This is a genomic window from Variovorax sp. W1I1, from assembly GCF_030815625.1.
In the GTDB taxonomy this organism is placed as follows: domain Bacteria; phylum Pseudomonadota; class Gammaproteobacteria; order Burkholderiales; family Burkholderiaceae_C; genus Variovorax; species Variovorax paradoxus_C.
The window spans coordinates 4,520,343-4,542,796 of the sequence record NZ_JAUSWZ010000001.1 but is presented as its reverse complement, the minus strand read 5'-3'; the positions used below and the strand labels follow the sequence as shown (position 1 = coordinate 4,542,796).

21 protein-coding genes are annotated in these 22,454 nt (G+C 66.3%); 8 read left to right on the top strand and 13 right to left on the bottom strand.

The window, feature by feature from the left end; all coding sequences use genetic code 11:
- Positions 1 to 95 precede the first annotated feature (95 nt).
- Complete coding sequence (locus QFZ83_RS21340) at positions 96 to 1,757, top strand: L-lactate permease (RefSeq protein ID WP_307509817.1); 1,662 nt, start codon at positions 96 to 98, stop codon at positions 1,755 to 1,757.
- Here QFZ83_RS21340 and QFZ83_RS21335 read toward each other — a convergent pair.
- Positions 1,735 to 2,346: a TetR/AcrR family transcriptional regulator gene (locus QFZ83_RS21335; RefSeq protein ID WP_307509814.1), complete on the bottom strand. Its 612-nt coding sequence runs from the start codon at positions 2,344 to 2,346 to the stop codon at positions 1,735 to 1,737. The genes QFZ83_RS21340 and QFZ83_RS21335 overlap by 23 nt on opposite strands.
- 87 nt (positions 2,347 to 2,433) lie before the next feature.
- Here QFZ83_RS21335 and QFZ83_RS21330 point away from each other — a divergent pair, with 87 nt between their 5' ends.
- Together QFZ83_RS21330 and cynS are read left to right on the top strand one after the other, a co-directional pair.
- Complete coding sequence (locus QFZ83_RS21330; protein ID WP_306879919.1) at positions 2,434 to 2,859, top strand: nuclear transport factor 2 family protein; 426 nt, start codon at positions 2,434 to 2,436, stop codon at positions 2,857 to 2,859.
- A gap of 65 nt (positions 2,860 to 2,924) precedes the next feature.
- A complete protein-coding gene (cynS, locus tag QFZ83_RS21325; protein WP_093440303.1) occupies positions 2,925 to 3,368 on the top strand; it encodes a cyanase in 444 nt (147 codons plus the stop codon).
- Positions 3,369 to 3,404: 36 nt separating this feature from the next.
- On the opposite strand, the gene QFZ83_RS21320 is transcribed toward cynS, so the two are convergent.
- A complete protein-coding gene (locus tag QFZ83_RS21320) occupies positions 3,405 to 4,154 on the bottom strand; it encodes an SDR family oxidoreductase (protein ID WP_307509811.1) in 750 nt (249 codons plus the stop codon).
- Between the two features lie 339 nt (positions 4,155 to 4,493).
- On the opposite strand from QFZ83_RS21320, the gene QFZ83_RS21315 reads away from it, so the two are divergent.
- Complete coding sequence (locus QFZ83_RS21315) at positions 4,494 to 5,027, top strand: SMI1/KNR4 family protein (protein ID WP_307509808.1); 534 nt, start codon at positions 4,494 to 4,496, stop codon at positions 5,025 to 5,027.
- Positions 5,028 to 5,366: 339 nt separating this feature from the next.
- Positions 5,367 to 5,732, top strand: coding sequence for a hypothetical protein (locus QFZ83_RS21310; protein WP_307509805.1), 366 nt, complete (start codon positions 5,367 to 5,369; stop codon positions 5,730 to 5,732).
- Between the two features lie 94 nt (positions 5,733 to 5,826).
- Here QFZ83_RS21310 and QFZ83_RS21305 read toward each other — a convergent pair whose 3' ends face one another.
- Both QFZ83_RS21305 and QFZ83_RS21300 read right to left on the bottom strand, forming a co-directional pair.
- Positions 5,827 to 6,246 (bottom strand): hypothetical protein, encoded by a 420-nt coding sequence (locus tag QFZ83_RS21305; RefSeq protein WP_307509802.1) that lies wholly within the window; start codon positions 6,244 to 6,246, stop codon positions 5,827 to 5,829.
- A 96-nt stretch (positions 6,247 to 6,342) separates the two neighbouring features.
- Complete coding sequence (locus QFZ83_RS21300; RefSeq protein ID WP_307509799.1) at positions 6,343 to 6,708, bottom strand: glutaredoxin domain-containing protein; 366 nt, start codon at positions 6,706 to 6,708, stop codon at positions 6,343 to 6,345.
- Positions 6,709 to 6,984: 276 nt separating this feature from the next.
- Here QFZ83_RS21300 and QFZ83_RS21295 point away from each other — a divergent pair, with 276 nt between their 5' ends.
- Positions 6,985 to 7,386 (top strand): YbaN family protein, encoded by a 402-nt coding sequence (locus tag QFZ83_RS21295; protein WP_307509796.1) that lies wholly within the window; start codon positions 6,985 to 6,987, stop codon positions 7,384 to 7,386.
- Between the two features lie 74 nt (positions 7,387 to 7,460).
- On the top strand, positions 7,461 to 8,006 hold the full coding sequence (locus QFZ83_RS21290) for a nucleoside 2-deoxyribosyltransferase (RefSeq protein ID WP_306879906.1): 546 nt from the start codon (positions 7,461 to 7,463) through the stop codon (positions 8,004 to 8,006).
- Here the strand turns inward: QFZ83_RS21290 and QFZ83_RS21285 are convergent.
- The 9 genes from QFZ83_RS21285 to QFZ83_RS21245 all read right to left on the bottom strand — a co-directional run bounded on the left by QFZ83_RS21285 (position 8,000) and on the right by QFZ83_RS21245 (position 17,220).
- Entirely contained in the window at positions 8,000 to 8,590 is a 591-nt protein-coding gene (locus QFZ83_RS21285; protein ID WP_306879904.1) for an NADPH-dependent FMN reductase, read from the bottom strand. The genes QFZ83_RS21290 and QFZ83_RS21285 overlap by 7 nt on opposite strands.
- 16 nt (positions 8,591 to 8,606) lie before the next feature.
- Complete coding sequence (locus tag QFZ83_RS21280) at positions 8,607 to 8,942, bottom strand: DUF1161 domain-containing protein (RefSeq protein WP_306879902.1); 336 nt, start codon at positions 8,940 to 8,942, stop codon at positions 8,607 to 8,609.
- A gap of 41 nt (positions 8,943 to 8,983) precedes the next feature.
- Positions 8,984 to 9,382 carry a GNAT family N-acetyltransferase gene (locus QFZ83_RS21275; protein WP_307509793.1) on the bottom strand — a complete coding sequence of 133 codons (399 nt, stop codon included), beginning with the start codon at positions 9,380 to 9,382 and terminating at the stop codon, positions 8,984 to 8,986.
- Positions 9,383 to 9,514: 132 nt separating this feature from the next.
- Positions 9,515 to 11,752, bottom strand: coding sequence for an NADP-dependent isocitrate dehydrogenase (locus QFZ83_RS21270; RefSeq protein WP_307509790.1), 2,238 nt, complete (start codon positions 11,750 to 11,752; stop codon positions 9,515 to 9,517).
- A gap of 150 nt (positions 11,753 to 11,902) precedes the next feature.
- Entirely contained in the window at positions 11,903 to 12,547 is a 645-nt protein-coding gene (locus tag QFZ83_RS21265; protein WP_307509787.1) for an ATP-binding cassette domain-containing protein, read from the bottom strand.
- Between the two features lie 36 nt (positions 12,548 to 12,583).
- Positions 12,584 to 13,900 (bottom strand): MFS transporter, encoded by a 1,317-nt coding sequence (locus QFZ83_RS21260; protein ID WP_307509784.1) that lies wholly within the window; start codon positions 13,898 to 13,900, stop codon positions 12,584 to 12,586.
- 61 nt (positions 13,901 to 13,961) lie between these two features.
- Positions 13,962 to 14,642 carry a FadR/GntR family transcriptional regulator gene (locus QFZ83_RS21255; protein ID WP_307509780.1) on the bottom strand — a complete coding sequence of 227 codons (681 nt, stop codon included), beginning with the start codon at positions 14,640 to 14,642 and terminating at the stop codon, positions 13,962 to 13,964.
- Between the two features lie 103 nt (positions 14,643 to 14,745).
- Positions 14,746 to 15,666, bottom strand: a complete 921-nt coding sequence (locus QFZ83_RS21250) for a hypothetical protein (protein WP_176661468.1) — start codon at positions 15,664 to 15,666, stop codon at positions 14,746 to 14,748.
- 87 nt (positions 15,667 to 15,753) lie between these two features.
- Positions 15,754 to 17,220: a YgcG family protein gene (locus QFZ83_RS21245; protein WP_307509775.1), complete on the bottom strand. Its 1,467-nt coding sequence runs from the start codon at positions 17,218 to 17,220 to the stop codon at positions 15,754 to 15,756.
- 377 nt (positions 17,221 to 17,597) lie between these two features.
- Here QFZ83_RS21245 and QFZ83_RS21240 point away from each other — a divergent pair, with 377 nt between their 5' ends.
- On the top strand, positions 17,598 to 22,439 hold the full coding sequence (locus tag QFZ83_RS21240) for a CapA family protein (protein ID WP_307509773.1): 4,842 nt from the start codon (positions 17,598 to 17,600) through the stop codon (positions 22,437 to 22,439).
- Positions 22,440 to 22,454: the final 15 nt, after the last annotated feature.

Genomic DNA, 22,454 nt, shown 5'->3' with positions numbered 1-22,454 from the left:
GTGGCGTCGTTCTCGTTTGTCTTGTGTTGCCTTCGGCGATTTTTCGGTGCGTTCCGCACACCGTCTCATAACCAAATCCAACAGGAGACAAACCCATGGTCTGGCAACAGGTCTACAACCCGTTCGGCAATATGGTGGTATCGACGGCACTGGCCGCGATACCGGTGGTGGTCATGCTCGTGTGCCTCGGGCTCTTGCACGTGAAGGCGCATTACGCGGCGGGGCTCGGCCTGCTGAGCGCCGTGCTCATCGCGGTCTTCGCCTTCGGCATGCCGGCCGACATGGCGGGCAAGGCGGCCTTTCTTGGCGGCATCACCGGTCTCCTGCCCATCGGCTGGATCGTGCTGAACATCATCTTCCTGCAGCAGCTCACGCAGCAGAACGGCAGCTTCCAGATATTGCAGGACTCGATCGCCGGCATCACCGAAGACCGGCGCCTGCAGTTGCTGCTCATCGCCTTTGCCTTCGGCGCTTTCTTCGAGGGCGCGGCGGGCTTCGGCACGCCGGTGGCGGTGACGGCGGCGATCCTCATCGGCTTGGGCTTCTCGCCGCTCGCGGCCTCGGGGCTCTCGCTCATCGCCAACACCGCGCCGGTGGCCTTCGGCGCGCTGGGAACGCCGGTCATCACACTGGCCAAGGTGCACGGCTACGACCTCATGGCCGTCACCGCGATGATCGGGCGGCAGTTGCCGTTCTTCTCGCTGCTGGTGCCGTTCTGGCTCATATGGGCCTTCGCGGGGCGCAAGGGAATGATGGAGGTGTGGCCGGCGATTCTGGTGACGGGTCTGTCGTTCGCGATTCCGCAGTTCCTGGTGTCGAACTACATCGGCCCCGAGCTGGTGGACATCATCGCGGCCATCGTCTCGATGGTGTGCCTGGTGCTCTTTTTGCGCGTGTGGAAGCCCAAGACCGTGTGGACCTCCGTCTCGCTCAAGGGCCACGAGAAAGACGGCGGCGAGGCCGGCCCCGCGGTCGCGCCCAAGAAGCATTCGAGCGCCGACATCGTGCGCGCCTGGACGCCCTGGCTCATCCTCACCGTGTTCGTGTTCATCTGGGGCCTGCCGGTGGTCAAGACCTGGCTCAACGGCATCTTTGCGCCCAACTTCCCCATCGACGGTCTGCACAACATGATCGAGAAGGTGGCGCCGGTGGTGCCCAAGCCGACGAAGGAGGGCGCGGTGTACCAGCTGCTGCTGCTCTCGGCCACGGGCACCGGCATTCTGGTGGCGGCCCTCGTGGGCGGGCTGGTGATGAAGTACAACCCGATCCAGCTCGTCGCCGCCTACGGCCGCACGCTGTGGCTGGTGAAGTTCTCGCTCCTCACCATCATGCTGATGCTCGCGCTCGGCACGCTCACGCGCTATTCGGGACTCGATACGACGCTGGGCCTGGCCTTTGCCAACACGGGCGTGTTCTACCCGTTCTTCGGCACGCTGATGGGTTGGCTGGGCGTGGCGCTCACGGGCTCGGACACCGCATCGAACGTGCTCTTCGGCGGCATGCAGAAAGTCGCGGCAGACCAATTGGGCCTGAGCCCCAACCTCATGGGCGCGGCCAACAGCTCGGGCGGCGTGATGGGCAAGATGATCGATGCGCAGTCGATCGTGGTCGCCTCCACCGCCACGCGCTGGTTCAACCACGAGGGCGAGATCCTGCGCTACGTGTTCTTCCACTCCATTGCGCTGGCCTGCCTGGTCGGCTTCTACGTGACGCTGCAGGCCTATGTGTGGCCGTTCACGCTGATGGTCGTGAAGTAGTTTGTTCGGCGGAGGCCACCAGCGCCTCCAGCAGTCGTCGCAGGTCTTCGACTGCTTCGCGCGCCACGGCGGCATCGCCCATCTGGGCCTTGATGATGGCGCCGTCGATGCCGATGCCCGCAGCCTGCGCGAGCGCCATGCGTGCGGGCGTGTGTGTGGGCAAGAGGCCCGCGATGACCTCGACCATTTCGCGCTTGTGCTCGCGCGATCGTTCCAGTGCGCCTTCCACACTGCCGCCCACTTCGGCCGTCGCGTTGATGAACGCGCAGCCGCGAAACACCGGGTCGGCGAACCACTCGGCCATCACGTCGGCCAGCAGCAGCAGGGCGTTGGCATCGCCCGCGCGTTCGTGCGCGCCGCGCCGGCCCAGCGCATCGACGAACCATGCCATCCATCGCGTGTGCCGGTGGTCGAGAAACTCGCGCACCAGGTCGTCCTTGGAAGGGAAGTGCCGGTAGAAGGTGACCTTGGTGACGCCCGAGGCGGCGATCACGCGGTCGATGCCGGTGGCGCGGATGCCGTCGCGATAGAAGAGGTCGTGCGAGGTGACGAGGATGCGCTCGCGCGCGGGCAATGCGGAGATGTCCATGGTGCGATTGTAGGCATGTAGACAGACCTGTCTACTTCGTGGCACATTGCGGCCCTCGACAACCCTTCAACCATCGAAAGACTCTTCATGGAATCCCGCCCGCCGCTGCCGCCCTTCACCCTCGAGACCGCGACCAAGAAGGTCCAGGCCGCCGAAGACGCCTGGAACACCCGCGACCCCGTCCGCGTGAGCCTGGCCTACACGCCGGACACCGAGTGGCGCAACCGCGCCGACTTCGTCAACGGCCGCGAGCAGGTGGTGGAGTTCCTCACCCGCAAATGGGAGCGCGAGCACGACTACCGTCTGAAGAAGACGCTCTGGGCTTTCATGGACAACCGCATCGCGGTGCGCTTCGAGTACGAATGGCACGACGCCGCGGGCCAGTGGTTCCGCAGCCACGGCAACGAGAACTGGGAGTTCAACGAGCAGGGCCTGATGCAGAAGCGCTACGCGAGCATCAACGACCAGCCCATCGCGGAGTCGGAGCGCAAGTTCCGCTGGGACCGCGCGTAACGGGTCATGCCCGAATGGGCACAGGTGTTGCTTGCCTGTGCTCATTCAACAAAGAAGGAGCGCGCATGAACCGCAACGACGTCACCGAGAAGATCATCACCGTGAAGGTGTCCAAGGGCATCCAGTGGGCCGACGTGGCCAAGAAGGTAGGCCAGTCGAAGGAATGGACCACCGCCGCCTGCCTCGGCCAGATGACGCTCGACGACAAGCAGGCCAAGGTGGTCGGCAAGATCTTCGGCCTCACGCCCGAGGAGCAGAAGTGGCTCCAGGTCGTGCCCTACAAGGGTTCGCTCCCTACGCCCGTGCCGACCGATCCGCTCATCTACCGCTGGTACGAGATCGTGAGCGTGTACGGCACCACCATCAAGGAGCTGATCCACGAGGAGTTCGGCGACGGCATCATGAGCGCGATCGACTTCAGCATGGACATCCAGCGCCAGGCCGACCCGAAAGGCGACCGCGTCAACGTGGTTCTGTCCGGCAAGTTCCTGCCGTACAAGACCTACTGACGAGGCCGCCGCTCGACGAGTTCGCCGGCTCGCCGATCACCACGCGTGCTCGGCCGACCTCGACACCGTGCCCGGGCGCACCGGCATCGTGATGCCGTAGCCTTCGATGGCGCCGGCCACCGATCGCGCGACGCTCTCGGCCGGCGAGGCAAGGCGCCGCCGCGTGTGCATGCGCTCGAAGCGGTAGCTCGCGGCAAGGCGCTCGGCCAGCGGATCGCTGAAGCCGGTCACGTCGGGGCTCACGACCGTGACGTGCAGGTGGCCCGCATGCTCTTGGCGCAGCCCCTCGGAGATCGCGTTCACCGCGTACTGCGTGCCGTGGTAGACGGCCGACTCGGGCGTCACGCCCTGCACGGCCACGGGCGCCACGTTCACGATGTGTCCCCATCCCTGCAGCTGCATCGTCGGCAGCACGGCGGCCACGCCGAGCAGCACGCCGCGCAGGTTCACGTCGATCATGAGTTCCCACTCCTCGATCTTGCGGTTCCACAGCGGCGACATCGGCATCACGCCCGCCGCGTTGACCAGCACGTCGATCTGGCCGTGCGTGTCGAAGGCGAACTCGGCGAAGGCCTCCACGCTGGGGCGGTGCGTCACGTCGAGATGCTGGAAGCTCGCCGAGCCGCCTGTGGCGTTGATCTCGGCTGCAAGGGCTTCGAGCTTGTCGGTGCGCCGCGCACCGAGCACCACGCTGGCGCCGCGCCGCGCCAACAGCCGCGCGGTGGCCTCGCCGATGCCACCGCTCGCACCGGTGATGAGGACGACTTTTTCCTGGATTGCGCTCATACGAAACTCCTCGTGCTGGTTGGTGGACCATGGCGCTGGTGGTGCGCCGGGCATGGGAAGAAGTTTCGCGTGGATGAGGGTTGGAGCGGTATCCGGATTGAACGGGGTTCTTGCCTGATTCTGCGAAAACGCGATGCGGCCTCGGTCGCGGTAGATCGCGCTATCGCAGGCTACAGTTGCCAACCAAGCACGGGTAAACCGCTTCAACAATGAAAAAGAAGCAGCTTCAGATCGCAATCGCTTTTTGTCTTTGCGGCGACCTTTTCGGCGCAGGCGCACGATGCGCCTTTTTGAAGGCAGAGCAAGACGAGAAGATTCGCAGGAGCCGCGAGCAGATCTATGGACTGGGAAAAATTCAAAACTAAGACCGAGCGTTGGTGGCGCAACAGCCGCGTCCACCCGAATGTCTGGGGCTATCAGATCGTGGCCGGGACTCAATGGAATGCTGGCATGACCGAAGCGGAGATCGAGCGATTCGAGCGGCAACTCGGGTTTCCCTTCCCCTTCGATTACAGAGACTTTCTCCGCTGCATCAATGGCTTTGATCGCGAATGCATCGATGTTCGAGGAGACCCGCAACTGCCGCCTCGGCATTCCCGCCAGTGCTACAAGTACCCGGACGATCTGCCGAATGTTGCGTGGCTGCTGGCAGACACCGTTGAGTATCGGCAGACCATTGACGATGTCCTCGAAGGCGACGGTTTCAGTCCGGATGATGTCCTCGGCTTTATCCCGATCTATGCGCACCGTGCGCTCGTCGTGTTCGGCGACCGCAAGTTGTCTCCGGTGCTTTCGATGGTCGGCAATGACGTGATCATCTATGGACGCGACCTCGCGGACTACATCTCGCATGAGTTCATTCGAGACCAGTGAGCGAGGTATCTGGACCTGCATCGTGCCGTTGTTGGCGTGTGCCTCGGTGAATGTGGGCGTTTGATTGACGCGAGCCGGCCTCACCGCTACATTCCAGTCGCCTCGTGACGAGCGAGGCCGGGTTTAGCAGCCTGAATGAACCGCGGTGAAAGCCGCAAACCGCAATGGTCCTGCGGCTTTTCTATTCCAGCTTCCTTTTAGGCGGCTCGGATGGGAGGGCTCGCGCCCTGCCGGTTTCGCCTCGCGGTTCCCGGTCTGCTAACCCGTTCGAGCCGCCGCCTTTGTTTAGCAGCATGGGCGGCGGTTGTAGCAAAAGCTGAACCGACAGGGAGGGCCAACATGGCCGAGTCATCAAACACTGCGCATGACAGTGCGGAGTTCAAACCCTTTGTGTGGAATCCCTTGCGGGGGCTCGACCACAAGGAACGGCGATACGCCTTGTTCCTCAACGATGCGCGCGACGTGGTGCAGGGGGCGCACACGCTGATGGAGTTGCTCGCGTGGGATGAAGATCGACGCGACGAAGCGCGTTCATCGAATGGCCCCGCCCCGCTGTTCAGCGCGGCCGATCGCTCGTCGCTTCAGCGATTCGCAAGTGCTTCGCTCTGCATGCTGCACGCAAAGATCGAAGGCCAGTGCGACGGACTCGGCATGGAGTCCGACGGGACGCGTCATCCCTTGATGCCGGGCGGCCACTCGTCGTAGAAGTTGCAGCTAATACCCATCCATGATGGGCGCTGCCCACAGGTCCCGCCTCAGTTTCTCTAGCGGAGGGCGGTCAAGCCTCGATATAGAGGATTCAGTTCGCAAAAATCGCGCGGACCGCACGGTTGACTGCGTTCGTCACCGGGACGAACTCGACGATGGCGCGCTCATCGCCGAAGGGGCGGTCGATTGCGGGGCGTCCGACCTGATAGTTCATCTTTACCCCGCCATCGAAGAAAGTCCGCTCCTCGCTGCGAGGAAAAAGACCTGCATCGGTTTTCAAGCTCGCGGCCAGGTGGCGCCTGACGCTCTGCGCATCGACACCGTAGGGTCCCGTTCCCTCGACGATGAGTCTTTCTGCAGGCGCTGGTGCGGGCAGTGTTTCAACGAGCGCACTCTGCTCGCTCGACTGCCGGTGTGTCGCTTCGACGGCATGGGCCGACGAGGCGGCCATCAGGAACGAGCCCAGGCACAGGGCCAACGTTTTGCGCGTGAATATGGATCGAAAAATCATTGTGAAGCTCCCTTGTTGAAAACTGTCTTGCTATGGAGGGGGACTGTACCGCGCCCTCGGGACTGCGGAAACACCTCGGTGCTCAGTGGTAGCCGGTCAGCCGACAAGACCCTTCAGCTCGCCGCTGTCGATGAGCTTCTGCAAATCCGAAGCACCCCCCACCAGCGTGCCCTTCACGAACACCATCGGAAACGTCGGCCATCCGGTCCACATCTTGAGCGCGTTGCGGTCGCGCCATTGGCTCAGGTAGTTGCCGTATTCGAGGTACTTGTACGGCTGCCCGATCGCATCGAGCGCCTTGCGCGCCTCCTTCGGATGCGGGTTGATGCCCATGCCGACCACGACCACGTCGTTGGCTGCAACGGCCGCCATGACCTCGCGGACGATGGTCTGGCGGCTCTCGGCGACCTTGGTGCGGATGGCGGGGTGGATGCGGGCTTCTTCGAGGATGGGGCGGGGCATGGGGGCCTTTCTTCAGTATTTGGCGTGACTGTAAGGGCCCTGCGCGACCGCTCCCTGACTTCGCAAACGCGATGCGAACCCTGCTGTTCAGCGCCGCACCGTGTTCTTGCGTGGAAACGGCGGCCGCCGGGTGTTGTCGTGTTCCTGCGGAGTTCTTGCCTGTTTCTCGCGACATCGGTTCGCTGGCGCGCGGGCCGCAAGCTGGTGAAGAATGGGTACTGGCGAAGGCACCGGTCCGGTCCGCCGTCGCCGTCCGATCCTTTCGAGAACGTTGCGTTGAACCCTGATCCCAAGCCCCTGTCGCCCCTTGCACGCGTGCTGCTGCATTGCTTCGCGGTGCTGTGCCTCGTCCTCGGGCTCATCGGCGTGGTGCTGCCCGGCATGCCGACGACCGTGTTCATCCTGATGGCCGCATGGGCGGCGGCGCGCAGTTCGCCGCGCCTTCACGCGTGGCTGCGCAATCACCGCATCTTCGGCCCGCTGCTGCGCAACTGGGAGAACGGCCGCACCGTGAGCCGCCGCGCCAAGTGGAGCGCGACCATCACCATGGCGGCCTGCGCCGTCATCGTGTCGTTCACTGCCCATCGCATGTGGATGGCTGTGCTGGCCATCGGGTGCATGGCAGTCGTGCTGGCGTGGCTGTGGTCGCGTCCGCTGCCGCCTGCGCCGCAGCAGTGACGCGTCGCGTCGCGCCGGGATGCAGTGCTTCGTCGCATATTGAGCTGAGCCCGGAAATCGACGAAGCTGTTGCCATGGACCCAAAGACCTCCGACACCCCGACGCGCCCCCGCATCTATCTCGCGGGCCCGGACGTTTTCCGTCCGGACGCGAGGGACCATTTCGTGCGGCTCAAGGTGGCATGCGATGCACTGGGTCTGGCGGCCTTGCTGCCCGCCGATGGCGAAGAAGAACCATCGCCCGACGCGCTGGAAAAACGCATCTACGAAGCCAACATGCAGCGCCTTCGCGGTGCCGACGGCGTGGTAGCGAACCTCTCGTCCTTCAGGGGACTGGAGCCGGATTCGGGCACGGTATTCGAGGTCGGTGCTGCCGTGGCGCTGGGCATTCCCGTCGTGGCCTATGGCGTGCCCGAAGGCAGTTATGCGGACCGTGCGCGTGCCAAGTTGCCCTGCACGCACGACGCGAACGGTGTGCTGCGCGAGAGCGGCACCGGCATCGCGGTCGAAGACTTCGGCCAGCCGTTGAATCTGATGCTGGCTTGCTCGATCCACATCGAGACGACGCCCGAGGCGGCGCTGCAGAAGATGGCCTTGGTGCTGGCCGCGCTGAGTCAGTAAGGCGGCGCCTTGCGCGCCCGCTGTGCACGGGCAGCTTCGGTCCACCAAGCCAGGTCATCTGCAAATCGGGGGAAGGCGCGTTCTAGCGATTCGCCCGCTTTGCCTATCGGTTGACCGTCTTCATCCAGCGTCTGCGAAATCGGACCCACCGCCAGCGTGCTCGACACCACCACCATCCCCATCTCCGACAGGATCGCGTGCCAGATCGTCCCCGAGCGCACGCCGGAGAACCGTCCCGCCGAATAGCTCGCGACCGCAGCGGGCCGCCAGAACCACTCTTCGAGAAAGTGGTCCGTCAGGTTCTTCAGGCCGGGCTGCGGACCCCAGTTGTATTCGCCCGTCACGAAGATGAAGGCGTCCGCCGTACGGATCTTCTCCGCCAGCGCTTCCATGGCCGCGGGCGCCGTGCCCTTCGGATATTCCTTGTACATGCGGTCGAGCATCGGCAGGTCGACGGCCTTGGCGTCGATCAGCTCCGCATCGTCGCCGCGTGCGGCGAGGCCCCTCACGATGAAGTCGGCGAGCCGCACGCCCATGCGGTCCGAGCGGTACGAGCCATAGAACACCAGGATCTTGTCAGCCATCGTTCACACCTTCTTCTCAGCGTTTGCAGTCGCCGCCGACGGACACGGTGCCGTCCTTGCATTCGGTCAGGATGTCGTCGTCTTCGGGCGAGCTGGCCGGTGCCGGAACTGCTGCCGGCGCCGACCCTGCGCCCTCGCGCTGGTAGACGATCTTCCTCGTGCCCAGTTCGCAACTGCCCACCACCTGGCCGGCCGCTGGCGCGTTGGCATCGACGACGAGCACCGCGAACTGTGTGACACCCGCTGCGCCGATCTTCGCTTCGATCTGCGCGCGCAGGGTCTCGCAGCTTTCGGCGGCGTGGACCGCGCCGGCCGTTGCGATGCATGCGATGGAAATCAACCAGGGTTTCATGAATGGCCTGCCTTTCGCAGCGTGGTTGACGGACAAACAGTCTAGTACGCCGCCCTGCGCGGCCGCTCCATCGCGAGGGTCGAGGGCATGAAGCCCAGCTTGGCGAAGAACGCCGGCGCGCCTTCCCTGCCGGCGCGCAAGACCCAGGTGACGTTGTCCTCGGCGCCCACGATGTGCTCGACCAGCGCACGGCCGATGCCGCGCCCGCGAAACGGTGTCCCGACGACCACCATTGACAGGTACCCGTTCGAGAGGCCGTCGGTGAGGGCGCGCGCGAAGCCGGTGATTTCTTCATCGACCACGGCGACCCACGCATGCTGGGACGCTGCGATCAACTTGGCGAGATAGGCCTCGTCCGGAATCCGGTGCGACCATCCGTTGGCCGCCAGCAGGCGGTAGACAGCTTCGAGGTCCGAAGCGGTGATTTCTCGGATCTGCATTCCGTCTCCTCGGTTCGGTTTTCGGTGGACCCAGCTTCACAAGCGACAACGGCCTGCCGCATGTGCGGCAGGCCGTTGTCGAGGCATGCATCCGGCTTCAGTGAAGCGAGGACGCGGCGCTCTGTCGCGCTATCAGGCTTGCGCCGATGCAAGCACCGAGTTCAGCGTCGCGCTCGGGCGCATCACCGTCTCGAACTTGACCGGGTCGGCCAGGTAGTAGCCGCCGATGTCCACCGGCTTGCCCTGCACGGCCGCGAGTTCGTCGACGATCTTCTTCTCGTTGGCCGTCAGCGTCTCGGCGAGCTTCTTGAACTTGGCTTGCAGTTCCTTGTCGTCGGTCTGCGCGGCCAGTTCCTGCGCCCAGTACATGGCCAGGTAGAACTGGCTGCCGCGGTTGTCCAGCTGACCGGTCTTGGGCGACGGGTTCTTGTTGTTGTCGAGCAGCTTGCCGGTGGCGGCGTCGAGCGTCTTGGCAAGGATCTTCGCTTGCGCGTTGCCGGTCTTCAGGCCCAGGTCTTCCAGGCTGACGGCCAGCGCGAGGAATTCGCCCAGCGAATCCCAGCGCAGGTGGTTCTCTTCGACCAGCTGCTGCACGTGCTTGGGGGCCGAGCCGCCCGCGCCGGTTTCGTACAAGCCGCCGCCGGCCATCAGCGGCACGATCGACAGCATCTTGGCCGAGGTGCCCAGTTCCATGATGGGGAACAGGTCGGTGAGGTAGTCGCGCAGGATGTTGCCGGTGGCGCTGATGGTGTCCAGGCCGCGCACGACGCGCTCGAGCGTGTAGCGCATGGCACGCACCTGGCTCATGATCTGGATGTCCAGGCCCGAGGTGTTGTGCTCGTGCAGGTACATCTTGACCTTGGTGATCAGCTGCGCCTCGTGCGGGCGATAGGCGTCCAGCCAGAACACCACCGGCATGCCGGAATTGCGCGCGCGCGTGACGGCCAGCTTGACCCAGTCGCGGATCGCGGCGTCCTTGACCTGGCACATGCGCCAGATGTCGCCCTGTTCCACGTCTTCGCTCATCAGCACTTCGCCGGTGTCCAGGTCGGTGATGTTGGCAACGCCGTCTTCGGGAATCTCGAAGGTCTTGTCGTGCGAGCCGTATTCCTCGGCCTTCTGGGCCATGAGGCCGACGTTGGGCACGGTGCCCATGGTCTTGGGGTCGAAGGCGCCGTGCCATTTGCAGAAGTTGATGATCTCCTGATAGATGCGGGCGAAGGTCGATTCGGGCATCACGGCCTTCACGTCCTTCAGGCGGCCGTCGGCGCCCCACATCTTGCCGCCGTTGCGGATCATCGCGGGCATCGATGCGTCCACGATCACGTCGTTCGGCGAATGGAAATTGGTGATGCCCTTGGCCGAGTCGACCATGGCGAGTTCGGGGCGGTGCTCGTGGCAGGCGTGCAGGTCGCGCTTGATCTCGTCCTGCGTGCTCTGGGGCAGCGTAGCGATCTTGTTGTAGAGATCGACCATGCCGTTGTTGACGTTGATGCCCAGCTCGTCGAACAGCTTGCCGTGCTTCTCGAAGGCTTCCTTGTAGAAGATCTTCACGCAATGGCCGAACACGATGGGGTGCGAGACCTTCATCATGGTGGCTTTGACGTGCAGCGAGAACATGACGCCGGTCTTGTGCGCGTCCTCGATCTCCTTTTCGTAGAAGGCCAGGAGGGCCTTCTTGCTCATGAACATGGAGTCGATGACCTCGCGGTCGAGCAGCGCGATCTTGGGCTTGAGCACGATGGTCTTGCCGCTCTTGGTGATCAGCTCCATCTTGACGTTGCGCGCGCGGTCCAGGGTCATGGACTTTTCGCCGTGATAGAAGTCGCCGCCGTGCATGTGCGAGACGTGCGAGCGCGAGGCCTGGCTCCAGTCGGCCATGCTGTGCGGGTTCTTGCGGGCGTATTCCTTCACCGCGTTGGGGGCGCGGCGGTCCGAGTTGCCTTCGCGCAGCACGGGGTTCACGGCGCTCCCGGTGCACTTGTTGTAGCGCGCGCGGATGTCCTTGTCTTCGTCGGTGGTCGGGTTCTCGGGGTAGTCGGGGATCTTGTAGCCCTTGTCCTGCAGCTCCTTGATGGCCGACTTGAGCTGGGACACCGAGGCGCTGATGTTGGGCAGCTTGATGATGTTGGCTTCGGGCTTGAGCGTGAGCTTGCCCAGTTCGGCCAGGTTGTCGGGCACCTTCTGGTCGTCGCTCAGGAATTCGGGAAACTCGCCCAGGACGCGGGCGGCCACCGAGATGTCGCTCGTGGTGACGTTGATGCCGGCCGGGGCCGTGAAGGCGCGCACGATGGGGAGGAACGCGTAGGTCGCCAGGAGGGGCGCCTCGTCGGTCAGGGTGTAGACGATGGTGGGTTGCTTCGTGCTCATGCGCTTGCTTCCGTAAAGCTGAGGGAGGTCGGGGTGGCGGGAACTTCCGCCGGAGACTCCGGCGGGATCTGACCGCCGGAATCCGCGATTGTCGCCGGGCGGCGACCCGCCCGGACAGCCGCCGGGGTTATCTCCCCGCGCAAGGCTCTGTCAATGGAGGGGAAGCTCGATGGTGGCGGCCAGCGGCACCTCGTCGATGCGCGCGGCGCTGGCGACGATGACGGCCCGGCCCGGCCGGCTTGCCACGTCGGCCAGGGCGCTCCACAGGCGGCGGACCGAACCGGCGTCCAGCGCCGCGGTCGGCTCGTCCAGCAGCACCAGCGGGCGGCCCGAGGCGAGGGCGGCGGCCAGCCACACCTTGCGCTTCGAACCCGTGGAGAGCATGTACATCGGCTTGTCGATGTGCGGGGGCAGGGAAAAGCCCTCGACCAGGGCCTGCCAGAGGCCGTCGTCGAAGCCGGCGTCACCTTCGCGCAGGGTCGCGGTGCAGGCCCGCGCAGTGACCTGGTCGAAGCGATCCGTTGACGGATCGACGAAGAACACACTGCGACGGTAGGCCTCGGGTGTGGCGTCGAGGCTCGCGCCCGCGACCGTCAGCCGGCCCTTGGTAGCAGGCAGCACGCCCGCGATCACCTGGAGCAGCGCCGACTTGCCGGCGCCGGTGTCGCCGTACAGCAGCGTGACGCCGGGGCCGATGGCGGCGTTCCAGCCGGCGGCGATGGCGGGCTGGTCGGGGTAGGCGAAGTCGATGTCCTGAAGACGAAGGACGGGAGAGTGCGAGGGGGTGGTGTTCACGAGGCGAGGTTGTACCTCATCGGACGCCGGCCTCGTTCAGTGCTTCGGCACCGTCACCGCTCCCACGTACAGCGTGCGCCCCGCGCCCAGCCCTGCGATCACCAGCGCGATGCCCAGCCCGACGAAGAGCCACGCCGAGGCGCGGAAGCTGCCGGTCCACCCGTGCAGCAGCCCGGCCAGCAGCGGCCCACAGGCGGCCACCATGTAGCCCACGCCCTGCGCCATGCCCGAGAGGTGCGCGGCGACATGCGAATCGCGCGAGCGCAGCACGATCATCGTGAGCGCGAGCGCAAAGGTCCCGCCCTGCGCAATGCCCAGCATCACGGCCCACGCCCAGACCCACGCCCCGCCCAGCGGCGCGAACAGCATGGCCAGCATCGCGCTCACCGTGAGCAGCGCCAGCACCACGCCCAGGCCGCGCTGGTTTCGCAGCCGCACGGCCAGCGCGGGCACCACGAGGCAGGTCACCACCTGCGTCATGACCGAGAGCGACACCACATAACCGGCCATCTCGCCGCCGAGCCCGCGCTCGCGCAGGATCGGCGCGAGCCAGCCCATCACGATGTAGGCGAGGGCGGACTGCAGCCCCATGAAGAGCGTGACCTGCCATGCCAGCCGGTCGCGCCAGAGGCCTTGCACGGAGAAGCCCGACTCGCTCGCCACCGGCCTGAGCGGCAACGCCTGCGGCGCCCAGATCAGCGTGACCAGCAGGGCCGGTACGGCCCACATGGCGAGGGCGTAGGTCCAGCCGCCGCCCAGCGCGTGCTCGAGCGGCACGGTGAGGCCCGCGGCGCTGGCGGCGCCGCCGCACACGGCCATCGTGTAGAGGCCCATCATCAGCGCCGCCTGTTTCGCGAAGTCGCGCTTCACGAGCCCCGACAGCAGCACGTTCGACACCGCGATGCCGCTGCCCGCGATGGCCGAGGCCAGGAACAGCAGCGGGATGTTGCCCGTGCCGCGCAGCACGGTGCCCACGAGGATCAGCACCATGCAGCCGAGCAGCGTGCGCTCGGTGCCGAAGCGCCGGCCCAGCCAGGGCGCGAGCGGCGCGAAGATGCCCAGGCACAGGATCGGCAGCGTGGTCAGAAGGCTCGCGGCCGTGGCCGAGAGGCCAGTGGCCTGGATGATCTCGGGCAGCACGACCGAGAGGCTCGCGAACACCGGCCGCAGGTTGAAGGCGATCAGCACCACGCTCGCGCCGAGCAAGATGCGGCGCGCGAGACTGGGGGCAGGGGTGGGGCGCGGCGCGGGCAGGCTGTCGGCCTCGGCGTCGATCAGCAGCTCCTCGGTGGTGCTCGTATGCGAGGACTGGGTGCGGTGCGCGGTGGCGGCGTTCAAGGGAACCGCGCTCATTGGAATACCTTCGTGCTGCGCACTGCGGTGCGAGCTTGCTTGGGGCGGCCCGGCGCGGCGCTCATGCCGTCCTCCGCGCCAGCGCGTCCAGCATCGGCGCCATGAAGTCGCGCACTGCCGTGGCGGCGCGTTCGGGATCACGGCTCGCAATGGCTTCGACGACGGCGCGGTGCGCGGCCTCGTCGGGCTCGGGCAGGCTGGTGCTCAGGGTGCTCGCGATGGTTTCCTTGATGTAGCCGGTGATGAAGCGGCAGGTCTCGGCCAGCGCGAGGTTGCCCGAGATGTCGACGATGGCCAGGTGGAAGGCGAGGTCGCGTTCGACGAAGCCGTCGCCGTCGTCCTCCGCATCGGGCACGCCGCGCTTGTCGAGCAGGGTGTGCAGGCGGCGCAGGTCGCGAGCGGTGTGGCGCACCGCGGCGAGCCGGGCGGCCTCGACCTCGAGCGCGCGGCGCACTTCGAACTGGTCGCGCAGGCTTGCCAGGCGCATCTTCTGCAGGCTGGCCGACGGGTCGTAGCCCGAGCGCACATAGGTGCCCGAGCCCTGGCGCACTTCGAGCAGCCCGCGCGAGACCAGCGTTTTGACGGCCTCGCGCACCGTGCCGCGGCTCACGCCCAGCAATTGCGCGAGCTGCGGTTCGATGGGAATGCGCGCGCCGATGGCCCAGCGGCCAGCGGAGATTTCATTGCGGATGCTGTCGGCTGCGGCGTCCGCCAGCGAGGTTCGGGGGGCTTGGGCGAGCATGTCTCGGGTGCCTATTCATTGAATCATTGGATGAATTTTGGCACTCGCGAAAAGCCGCAGTCGGCTTCATGGGCTCTTCGCCCTTCGGCCCTCCCCGCCGGGGTCAGCGGTTCTCGAGGCTGGCGGGCTTGGTCCGCGGCGGCGCCTGCCGCGGGTCGTCCAACTGCGCCATCAGCTCGGCGACGGCGCCCGCCACACGGTCCTGCTGCTCGGACACGGCGTCTGCGTAGACATCGATCTGGCTGTCGATGTTCAGCTCGCGCCGGATCGCCACCATGATCGGCTGCATCTTCGTGTTGATGGCCTGCAGCCCCAGCATCAGGCTTTTGACGAACTCGCCGTGCAGCGCATGCCGCTCGACGTGCAGGGCCTGGCGCGTCTCGCTGTGGTCGCGCAGGAACTTGGTCTGCGTGTCGAGCGCGAGGTCGAGCGCGCGGCGCCGGGCCTCGTCGCTTTCGGCGTTGCCCGAAGGCACGAACTGGTCGATGGCCGAGAGCGCGCGCTTCTGCTCGGCCACCGCGCCTTCGCAAAGCGTTGTGTAGAAGTCGATTTCGCTCAAGACCTGCTGGATCGGCTGTGCCGCGCCGATGAGCTTGAAATGCAGCGCGCTGAAAGTGCCGATGAGGTCGGACACCAGCGCCGAGGTCTTCGCCTCCGACACCATCTGCAGCTTGGCCGCCGCCGCGAAGAAGCCCTGCAGCGGCTGCGCCGCGTCGGCCTTGTTGAGGTCCGCAGTCGGTAGCGAACTCAGGTAGGAACTGGCATGCACGAACTGGTCGATAGCATGCAGGTACACATCGCGGCGCAGGTCCGCCAGCCGCTGGGCCGCCTTCTCGTCCTTGTCGTGCCGAAGCTGCCGCATGAAGTGCCGCGCGTTGTCGCGGTTCGCCACCTTCACGCCCCACAGGGCGAGGGCGGCGGCGATCAGCGCGGCCCAGAAGACGTCGGGCACTTTCCGCAGGATGCCGAAGATGACGCCCGCGAAGACGAGGAAGTCACCCCAGAGTGCGGTCAATGAATCCATAGGGAGGCCGTGGGAGTGGGAGGCGGCGCCATCCTAAGGCACTCGCGAGGCGGTGAATAGCTGGCGTTTGACCGGGTGGGTAACCTGTCACCAGCTGCCCGACGCCCCGCCGCCACTGCTGGAGCCACCTCCGCCCGACGAGGAGGAGGACGAAGACGAGGAGGACGAACTGTCGCTCGAGGAACTGCTGCTCCGGCTGCTGCTGCTGCTGCCGCTGCTGCCGTCGCTCTCCAGGTTGAAGGCTTTCGGCAGGAACGCGAAGGCCGAGCTCACGGCGGCGACCAGCAGCAGCGGCAGCCCGATGTCGTCGCCCCCGCCTTGGTAGAAGACCCAGCCCAGGATCGCCATGGCCCCGAGCACTAAGATGAGGCGGGCCCAGAAGCCGCGCGGGCTCTCGCGCCAGGCGTTGCGCGCGCCCAGGCCCACGGCCGCGAGGTAGGCGAGCACGATCGCCACGATGACCATGTACAGCATGCCCAGGCCCACATCGGTGGTGTTCATGAACTTGCCGGCGAAGGTCAGCGCCACGATCAGGAGCAGCGCGATGGCGGTGACGATCCGCGCCAATACCGAGGCCGAGCCTGAGCGGCTGCACGCGATTCCGAGCCCAAAACCGACCGGTGCGGGCAAAAACAGCAGCATTCCAAGAAGTGCGGGACTCGACAGTACGGTCGCCGCCACAAGGGGCGCGGCGGCCAGCAGCGCCATCGAAAACGGCCAGCGCTTGAAGGGCGCTGTCGCGGGTGCGGCAACAGGCGGCGGTGGCCGCGAGCGTTCGGCGTTCTTCCGACGCTTCTTTCTTTTTCCCGACGCGTGGGTTTCCTCGACGGGTGCGCGGTGCGCCAGCCAGTCCTCGGCCGTGGGCGCCGGCTTCGGCCGCCGGCGGCCATGCCAAGCGCCGATGGCGATGCTCCAGAGCAGCACCGCGAACAGTGCCCAGCCCGCGGGCGCGACGCCGCCCGTGCCCTTCCACGGTGTTGGGTCCACGGACGACGGCACCTCTTGCGCGCCCTGCACACCTTGCATCTGCGGCGCCGCGGTGCCGTACAGCGTGCCGCCGACGAGCAGCGACAGCGACTGCACGGCGGTGCGGACGCCGCCCGCGAAGTCGCCGCTGCGAAAGCGCGGTGTCATCTGCTGGTCGATGATGCGGGCGGCCTGGATGTCGGTGACCTTGCCTTCGAGGCCCGTGCCCACCTCGATGCGCATGCGGCGGTCCTTCAGCGCCACCAGCAGGAGCAGGCCGTCGTCCTCGGCCTCGCGACCGAGCTTCCACTCGGCAAACACCCGCGTGGCGAACTGCTCAATGGAATCCTCACCGGTCGTCGGCACGATCAGCACGGCCAGTTGCGCCCGGGTGTCGGTCTCGAGCGCATCGATCTGCTGGCGCAGGTCATCGGCCTCGGAAGCCTGCAGCGTGTTCGTGAGGTCGACCACCCGCGACGACATCGCGGGCACCGGCACCGGCCGCGCCTGTGCGGTCGGCAGCCAGGCCAGCATCGCGGCGAATGCCAGAAGAAGAACGAACCCGTCGCGCAACGACGCCTTCATCATTTGCGCGCGCTTTTCGTCACCATGCCCGCGTTGCGCACTTCGAGCCTGCGCGCGCGCGGACGAGGAAGTCACTCCGGAGTGCGGTCGATGAATCCATGGGGAGGCTGTGGGAGTGGAAAGCGGCGCCATCCTAAGGCACTCGCGAGTGCGGTGAATAGCTAGCGCATTGCCGGTTGCGCGGCAAGATCGCCGCGCCGAGATTTCCGTTGACAGTGTGCAAAAAATCGATTCCAGTCATTGCAGCCGCAGAGACGGCATCAAGAAAACAGTTGGTTTGGAGCTCGCTGGACACAGAGCCGGCGAGAGGATCTTTCAGAAGGAACGCGAGTGACCGCATGCAGTTGCCGGTGGCAAGTGCGGCTGCCGCATTGGATGCCATGCCCCCAGGTTTGAACATCGACTCGCTCCTGGCGAGCGCCCGCAACGCCCTGTCGAAGGAGTGGAAGGAGCCGCCGGAAAATGCCTCGCCTCAGCCCATCGAGGCCGGGCACGTCATCTTCTTTGCGCTGGGCGACGGTGCGAGTCGCGCGACGGTGATCGCGGCGCGTGGACCCAGCATCGACATCGCGTGGCAACAAGGCGCCGTTGCGCTGCAGGCCCGTGCCAAGCGCGCGACGCTGCCGCCCAAGTGCCTGCGCGTGGAAATCGTCGATACCGTCACGGCCCTGAGCTGGGGCGAGTTGAAGGCGAAGCTGGCGCAAACCAAGCGCAACTACTTCAACCTCGGCATCGCCTTCGACGCGCACTTCAAGCACGCATTGCTCGCCCAGGAGATGCAGGGCGCGGCAGTGCTCTACAGCGGCGAGGTCGAGCACGCACTGCCCAACCTCGCGAACCTGCGCCTGTACGCCAAGCGCCGCTTCGGCGCGGAGATCGACTTTCCCTCGGACGACACCGCGCCCGTCTGGTGCTTCACCACCCGCGCGGTCTACGTCGATGCCGCAGGCGCCTGGCCGATCACCGCCGAAGGCCAGGCGGCGGGCTTTCGCCGGCTGGACGACTGGAACGCGCGGCAGGTGCGCGCCCTGATCGATTCGGCGAGCGACTACCTCGCCGAACAGGTCAAGCCCACCGGCGAATTCCACTACGGCTGGTTTCCCTGCTTCGACCGCGCCATTCCCACCTACAACACCCTGCGCCACGCCAGCACCACCTACGCGATGCTCGAAGCCTGGGAGCTCACGCGCAGCGCCACGCAGAAGGCGGCCATCGACCGCTCGCTGGGCATCCTCACGCAGAAGCTGATCCGGCAGGTGCCGCTGCCCGACGGCGCGCAGGCGGCACTGCTGGTGGACGTGGGCAACGAGGTCAAGCTCGGCGGCAACGCGGTGTGCCTGCTTGCGCTGGTGAAGTACACCGAGCTCACCGGCGACCGGCAGTACATGACGCTGATGGAGCAGTTGGCTCTCGGCATCCGCGCCATGCAGGACCAGAAGAGCGGGCGCTTCGTGCACGTGCTCAATTTTCCCAAGCTCGACATCAAGGATGCGTTCCGCGTCATTTATTACGACGGCGAGGCCGCCTTCGGGCTGATGCGCCTCTACGGGCTCACGCGCGACGAGCGCTGGCTCGCGGTGGTCGAAAAAGCTTTTGACCATTTCATCGCCGCCAAGCACTGGCAGGCGCACGACCACTGGCTGAGCTACTGCGTCAACGAGCTCACGCGCTACCGGCCCGAGACGCGCTACTACCAGTTCGGCCTGCAGAACGTGGCAGGGTACCTGGACTTCGTGCTGGAGCGCATCACCACCTTCCCGACGCTGCTGGAACTGATGATGGCGGCGCGCGAGATGGTGCTGCGCATCGACGCCGATCCGGCGCTGCGCCCGCTGCTCGACGGCTTCGACCGCGAGAAGTTCGACAAGGCGCTGGAGCACCGCGCGCGGTATCTCGCCAATGGCCATTTCTGGCCCGAGCTGGCGATGTTCTTCCGCAACCCGGACCGCATCACGGGCTCGTTCTTCATCAAGCACCACAGCTTTCGGGTGCGCATCGACGATGTGGAGCACTACCTCTCGGGGTATGTGGCGTACCTGAAATTGCTGCAAGGGGATGCCACCACCTCGCTGCTGCCACCTGCCGATGGCCCCGTGGTGGCCTGGGGCGGCGACGTCAATCTCGGTCGCCGGCAGCACTACCGCACGCAGGAGTTGGGCCTGGCCTCGGTGCTCGGCGGCGTGCCGGTGCTGGCCGAGGCGGACCTGCGCATCGTCAATCTCGAATGCGTGGTCTCCACGCTCGGCGCGCAGGGCGTGGAGAAAGACGAGGCCACGCCTTACTACTACCGCGCACGGCCCGAGATGCTGCGCGTCCTGACCGAAGCGAACATCGAGGTGGTCGCCACTGCCAACAACCACAGCGGCGACTACGGCGTCCAGGCGCTCCTGGAGCAGGCGCGCTTGCTGGATGCCGCGGGCATCGGCCACGCCGGCACCGGCGCGACGCTTGAAGCCGCACTGAAGCCGGTGCTGCGCCGCGTGGGCATGCTCAACGTGGCGCTGTTCGTCATCGATGCGACCCAGCCGCGTTTTGCGGCCAGCCAGACCACTGGCGGCAGTGCGTACCTGCCGTTGTCCGCGCCGTCCGCATGGCTCGAATGCCTCGCACCCCGCATCGCTGCCGTGCGCGCACAGGCGCACGTGGTGCTGGTGGCCGTGCATTGGGGAAGGAACCAGGAGCCCGCGCCCGGCGGCGAAGAAATCGCCGTGGGGCACGCCATCATCGAAGCCGGTGCCGACGCGGTGCTGGGGGCATCGGCTCACATGCTGCAGGGTGTCGAGATCCACCAGGGCCGCCCCATCGTCCACGACGCCGGCGACTTCCTGTTCGACGCCATTCGGCGCGACGACGACGAGGGCGGCGTGTTCTCGCTGCAGCTCACCGAGGACGGCGTGCGGCGCGTGATGTTCACGCCCATCGGCACGGGTTTCGGCCAGACGGTGCAACTGGAAGGCGAACGCGCCACAGCCTCGGCGGGCCGCTTCCTGCAGAAATGCGCAGACCTCGGCTCGACGGCCTTCACGATGGCGCCTACAGGCCAGTGCGTGCTCGAGCTTCAGCCGCCGCCGCGGGCGCACCAGGCGCTGCCGGCTTTGCCGCCGACGGCAATTCGACCGGAGGCGATCCAGCCCGTGGCCGCACCGCGGGAGGAATGGTGCGTGGACGCCGTGCCGCCCGAAGCGAAGCTCGCCTCGCCCCTGTCGTTCGGGCCGCTCCGCCTGCTCGGCGTGCAGGCCACGCCGAAGGCCATCGAAGGGCGCCAGCTGCTCTTCGTCGAAACCTTCTGGCAGGCCGACGAACCCATCGACAGCGACTGGCGCCTCGACATCCGCGCCGTGCCCGTCGCGCCGGCCACGATGCCGTCGTGGGGCGCTGCCATGGACCACGACCCCTGCGACTGGATGTGGCCCACCAGCCGCTGGCAGCCCGGGGTGATCTATCGCGATTACTACGGGCTGCGTCCGCCGGCAGGGAAGACGCTGCATGACGCGCAACTGCAGCTGGTGATCGGCATCGTTGGCGCTGCGGGACGTTCCCGTCGCGTGCCGGTGGCGGCGCCGATTTCGTTCGCAGTGCGCAAAGGCAAAGCCACGCAGCAACCGGTGCATACCTATCCGCCGCCGCCGCAGTACCGCGCAACGCCGCCGGACTTGTTGCCGCCTGATCTGCCCGACGTGCCCGGACAGACATGGAATGCTGCACAGGTGGCCGCCGCGACCGGTGGCACCTGGCTGGTCGAGCCGCCGCTCGGATGGTTCGTGCGCTCCGTACCGCGCAGCGAAACCTTTCTGGACCTGCTGCCGGGGCCGTCGCTGTTCGTGGTATCCGGCGAACCGGTGCGCGCAATGCACGAGCGCTATCCGGTGGCGCCGGAGCGGCTCCGGTGGGACTGGTCCAAGCACGTCGCGCGGTTCCAGCCTCGGCTTGCCGGTGCCGTGGTGTCCGAGCCCATCGAGGGGCTCGAGCCGGACTTCCCGGTGCTGCAGGTTGCCGATCCGATCCATGCGCTGATCGAACTGGGCGCGACCGCACGGCAGCGCCTGCGGGGCCGCGTGGTCGCCATTACCGGCAGCGCTGGCAAGACCTCCGTGTGCAGGATGCTGGCGCATGCGTTTGCAGCGTCGCACCGCGTTTTCTCCACCATGGAGAACTACAACTCACGCGTGGGCATGCTCGCCATGCTGGCCAACGTCTCGGCCGACACCGACCTCGTCGTGCTGGAGACCGCGGTGAGCGGCATCAACGCGCCGGACTTCCAGAACATCAAGCTGGTGCAGCCCGACCTTGCCATCGTCACGAACATCGCGCCGTCGCACCTGGGCGAGGGCCAGACAGTGCTCGACATTGCGCGGCGCAAGGCGAACATCTTCGAGGGCATGCGGCCCGGCGGCATCGCCTTGCTGTGCACCGACACCGATCACTTTGACTACCTGCTCAGGCGCGCACAGGCGCGGCGGCTCGTGGTGCTCACCTACGGAGAGGCGGCTTTCGCGGACATCCGGCTCGAAGCGCACGACCCGGAGTCCGGCAAGGTCACGGCCAGCCACCGCGGCCAGACCTTCTCGTATGGGCTGGGCGCGAAGGGGCGGCACATGGCCATCAACAGCCTTGCGTGCTTCGCGGTGGCGCGTGCCCTGGCGCTGGACGAGGCGAAGGTTCCGACGCAACTCGCATCGTTCGCCGCGGTGGCCGGGCGTGGTCAGCTCCTGGAACTCTCGCTCGAAGAGCGGCGCTTCCGGCTCATCGACGAGACCTACAACGCGAATCCGCTGTCGATGGCGATGGCCTTGGCGATGATGGCTTCGGAGCCTTGCGCCAACGGCCGCAAGGTGCTCGTGCTCGGCGACATGCTGGAACTGGGCAGCGATGCAGCCCGCTATCACGAGGAGCTTGTCGCGCACATCGTGCAATGCGAGCCTGCGCTGGTTTTCCTGCGGGGGCCGCACATGCGCGAACTGAGCGGCCGGCTCGCGGCGGCCTTGCCGAAGACATCGCGCGTGCATGCGCCCGAAACCCTCGCCGATCTTCAGCGCGTGCTGTTCGACGCCATCGAAGAGGGCGATCTGCTGCTCCTCAAGGGTTCCAACGGCATGCAACTCTGGCAACTCGTGCATGCACTGGCCAGGCTGCAACGACCCGCACCACCCGCACCACCGGCTGTGGTGATCCGGCGCGTTGCAGCGCCGCCGTCCGCATCGATACCGCCGGCCTGCGCCTGACGCTGCCGCACCTGC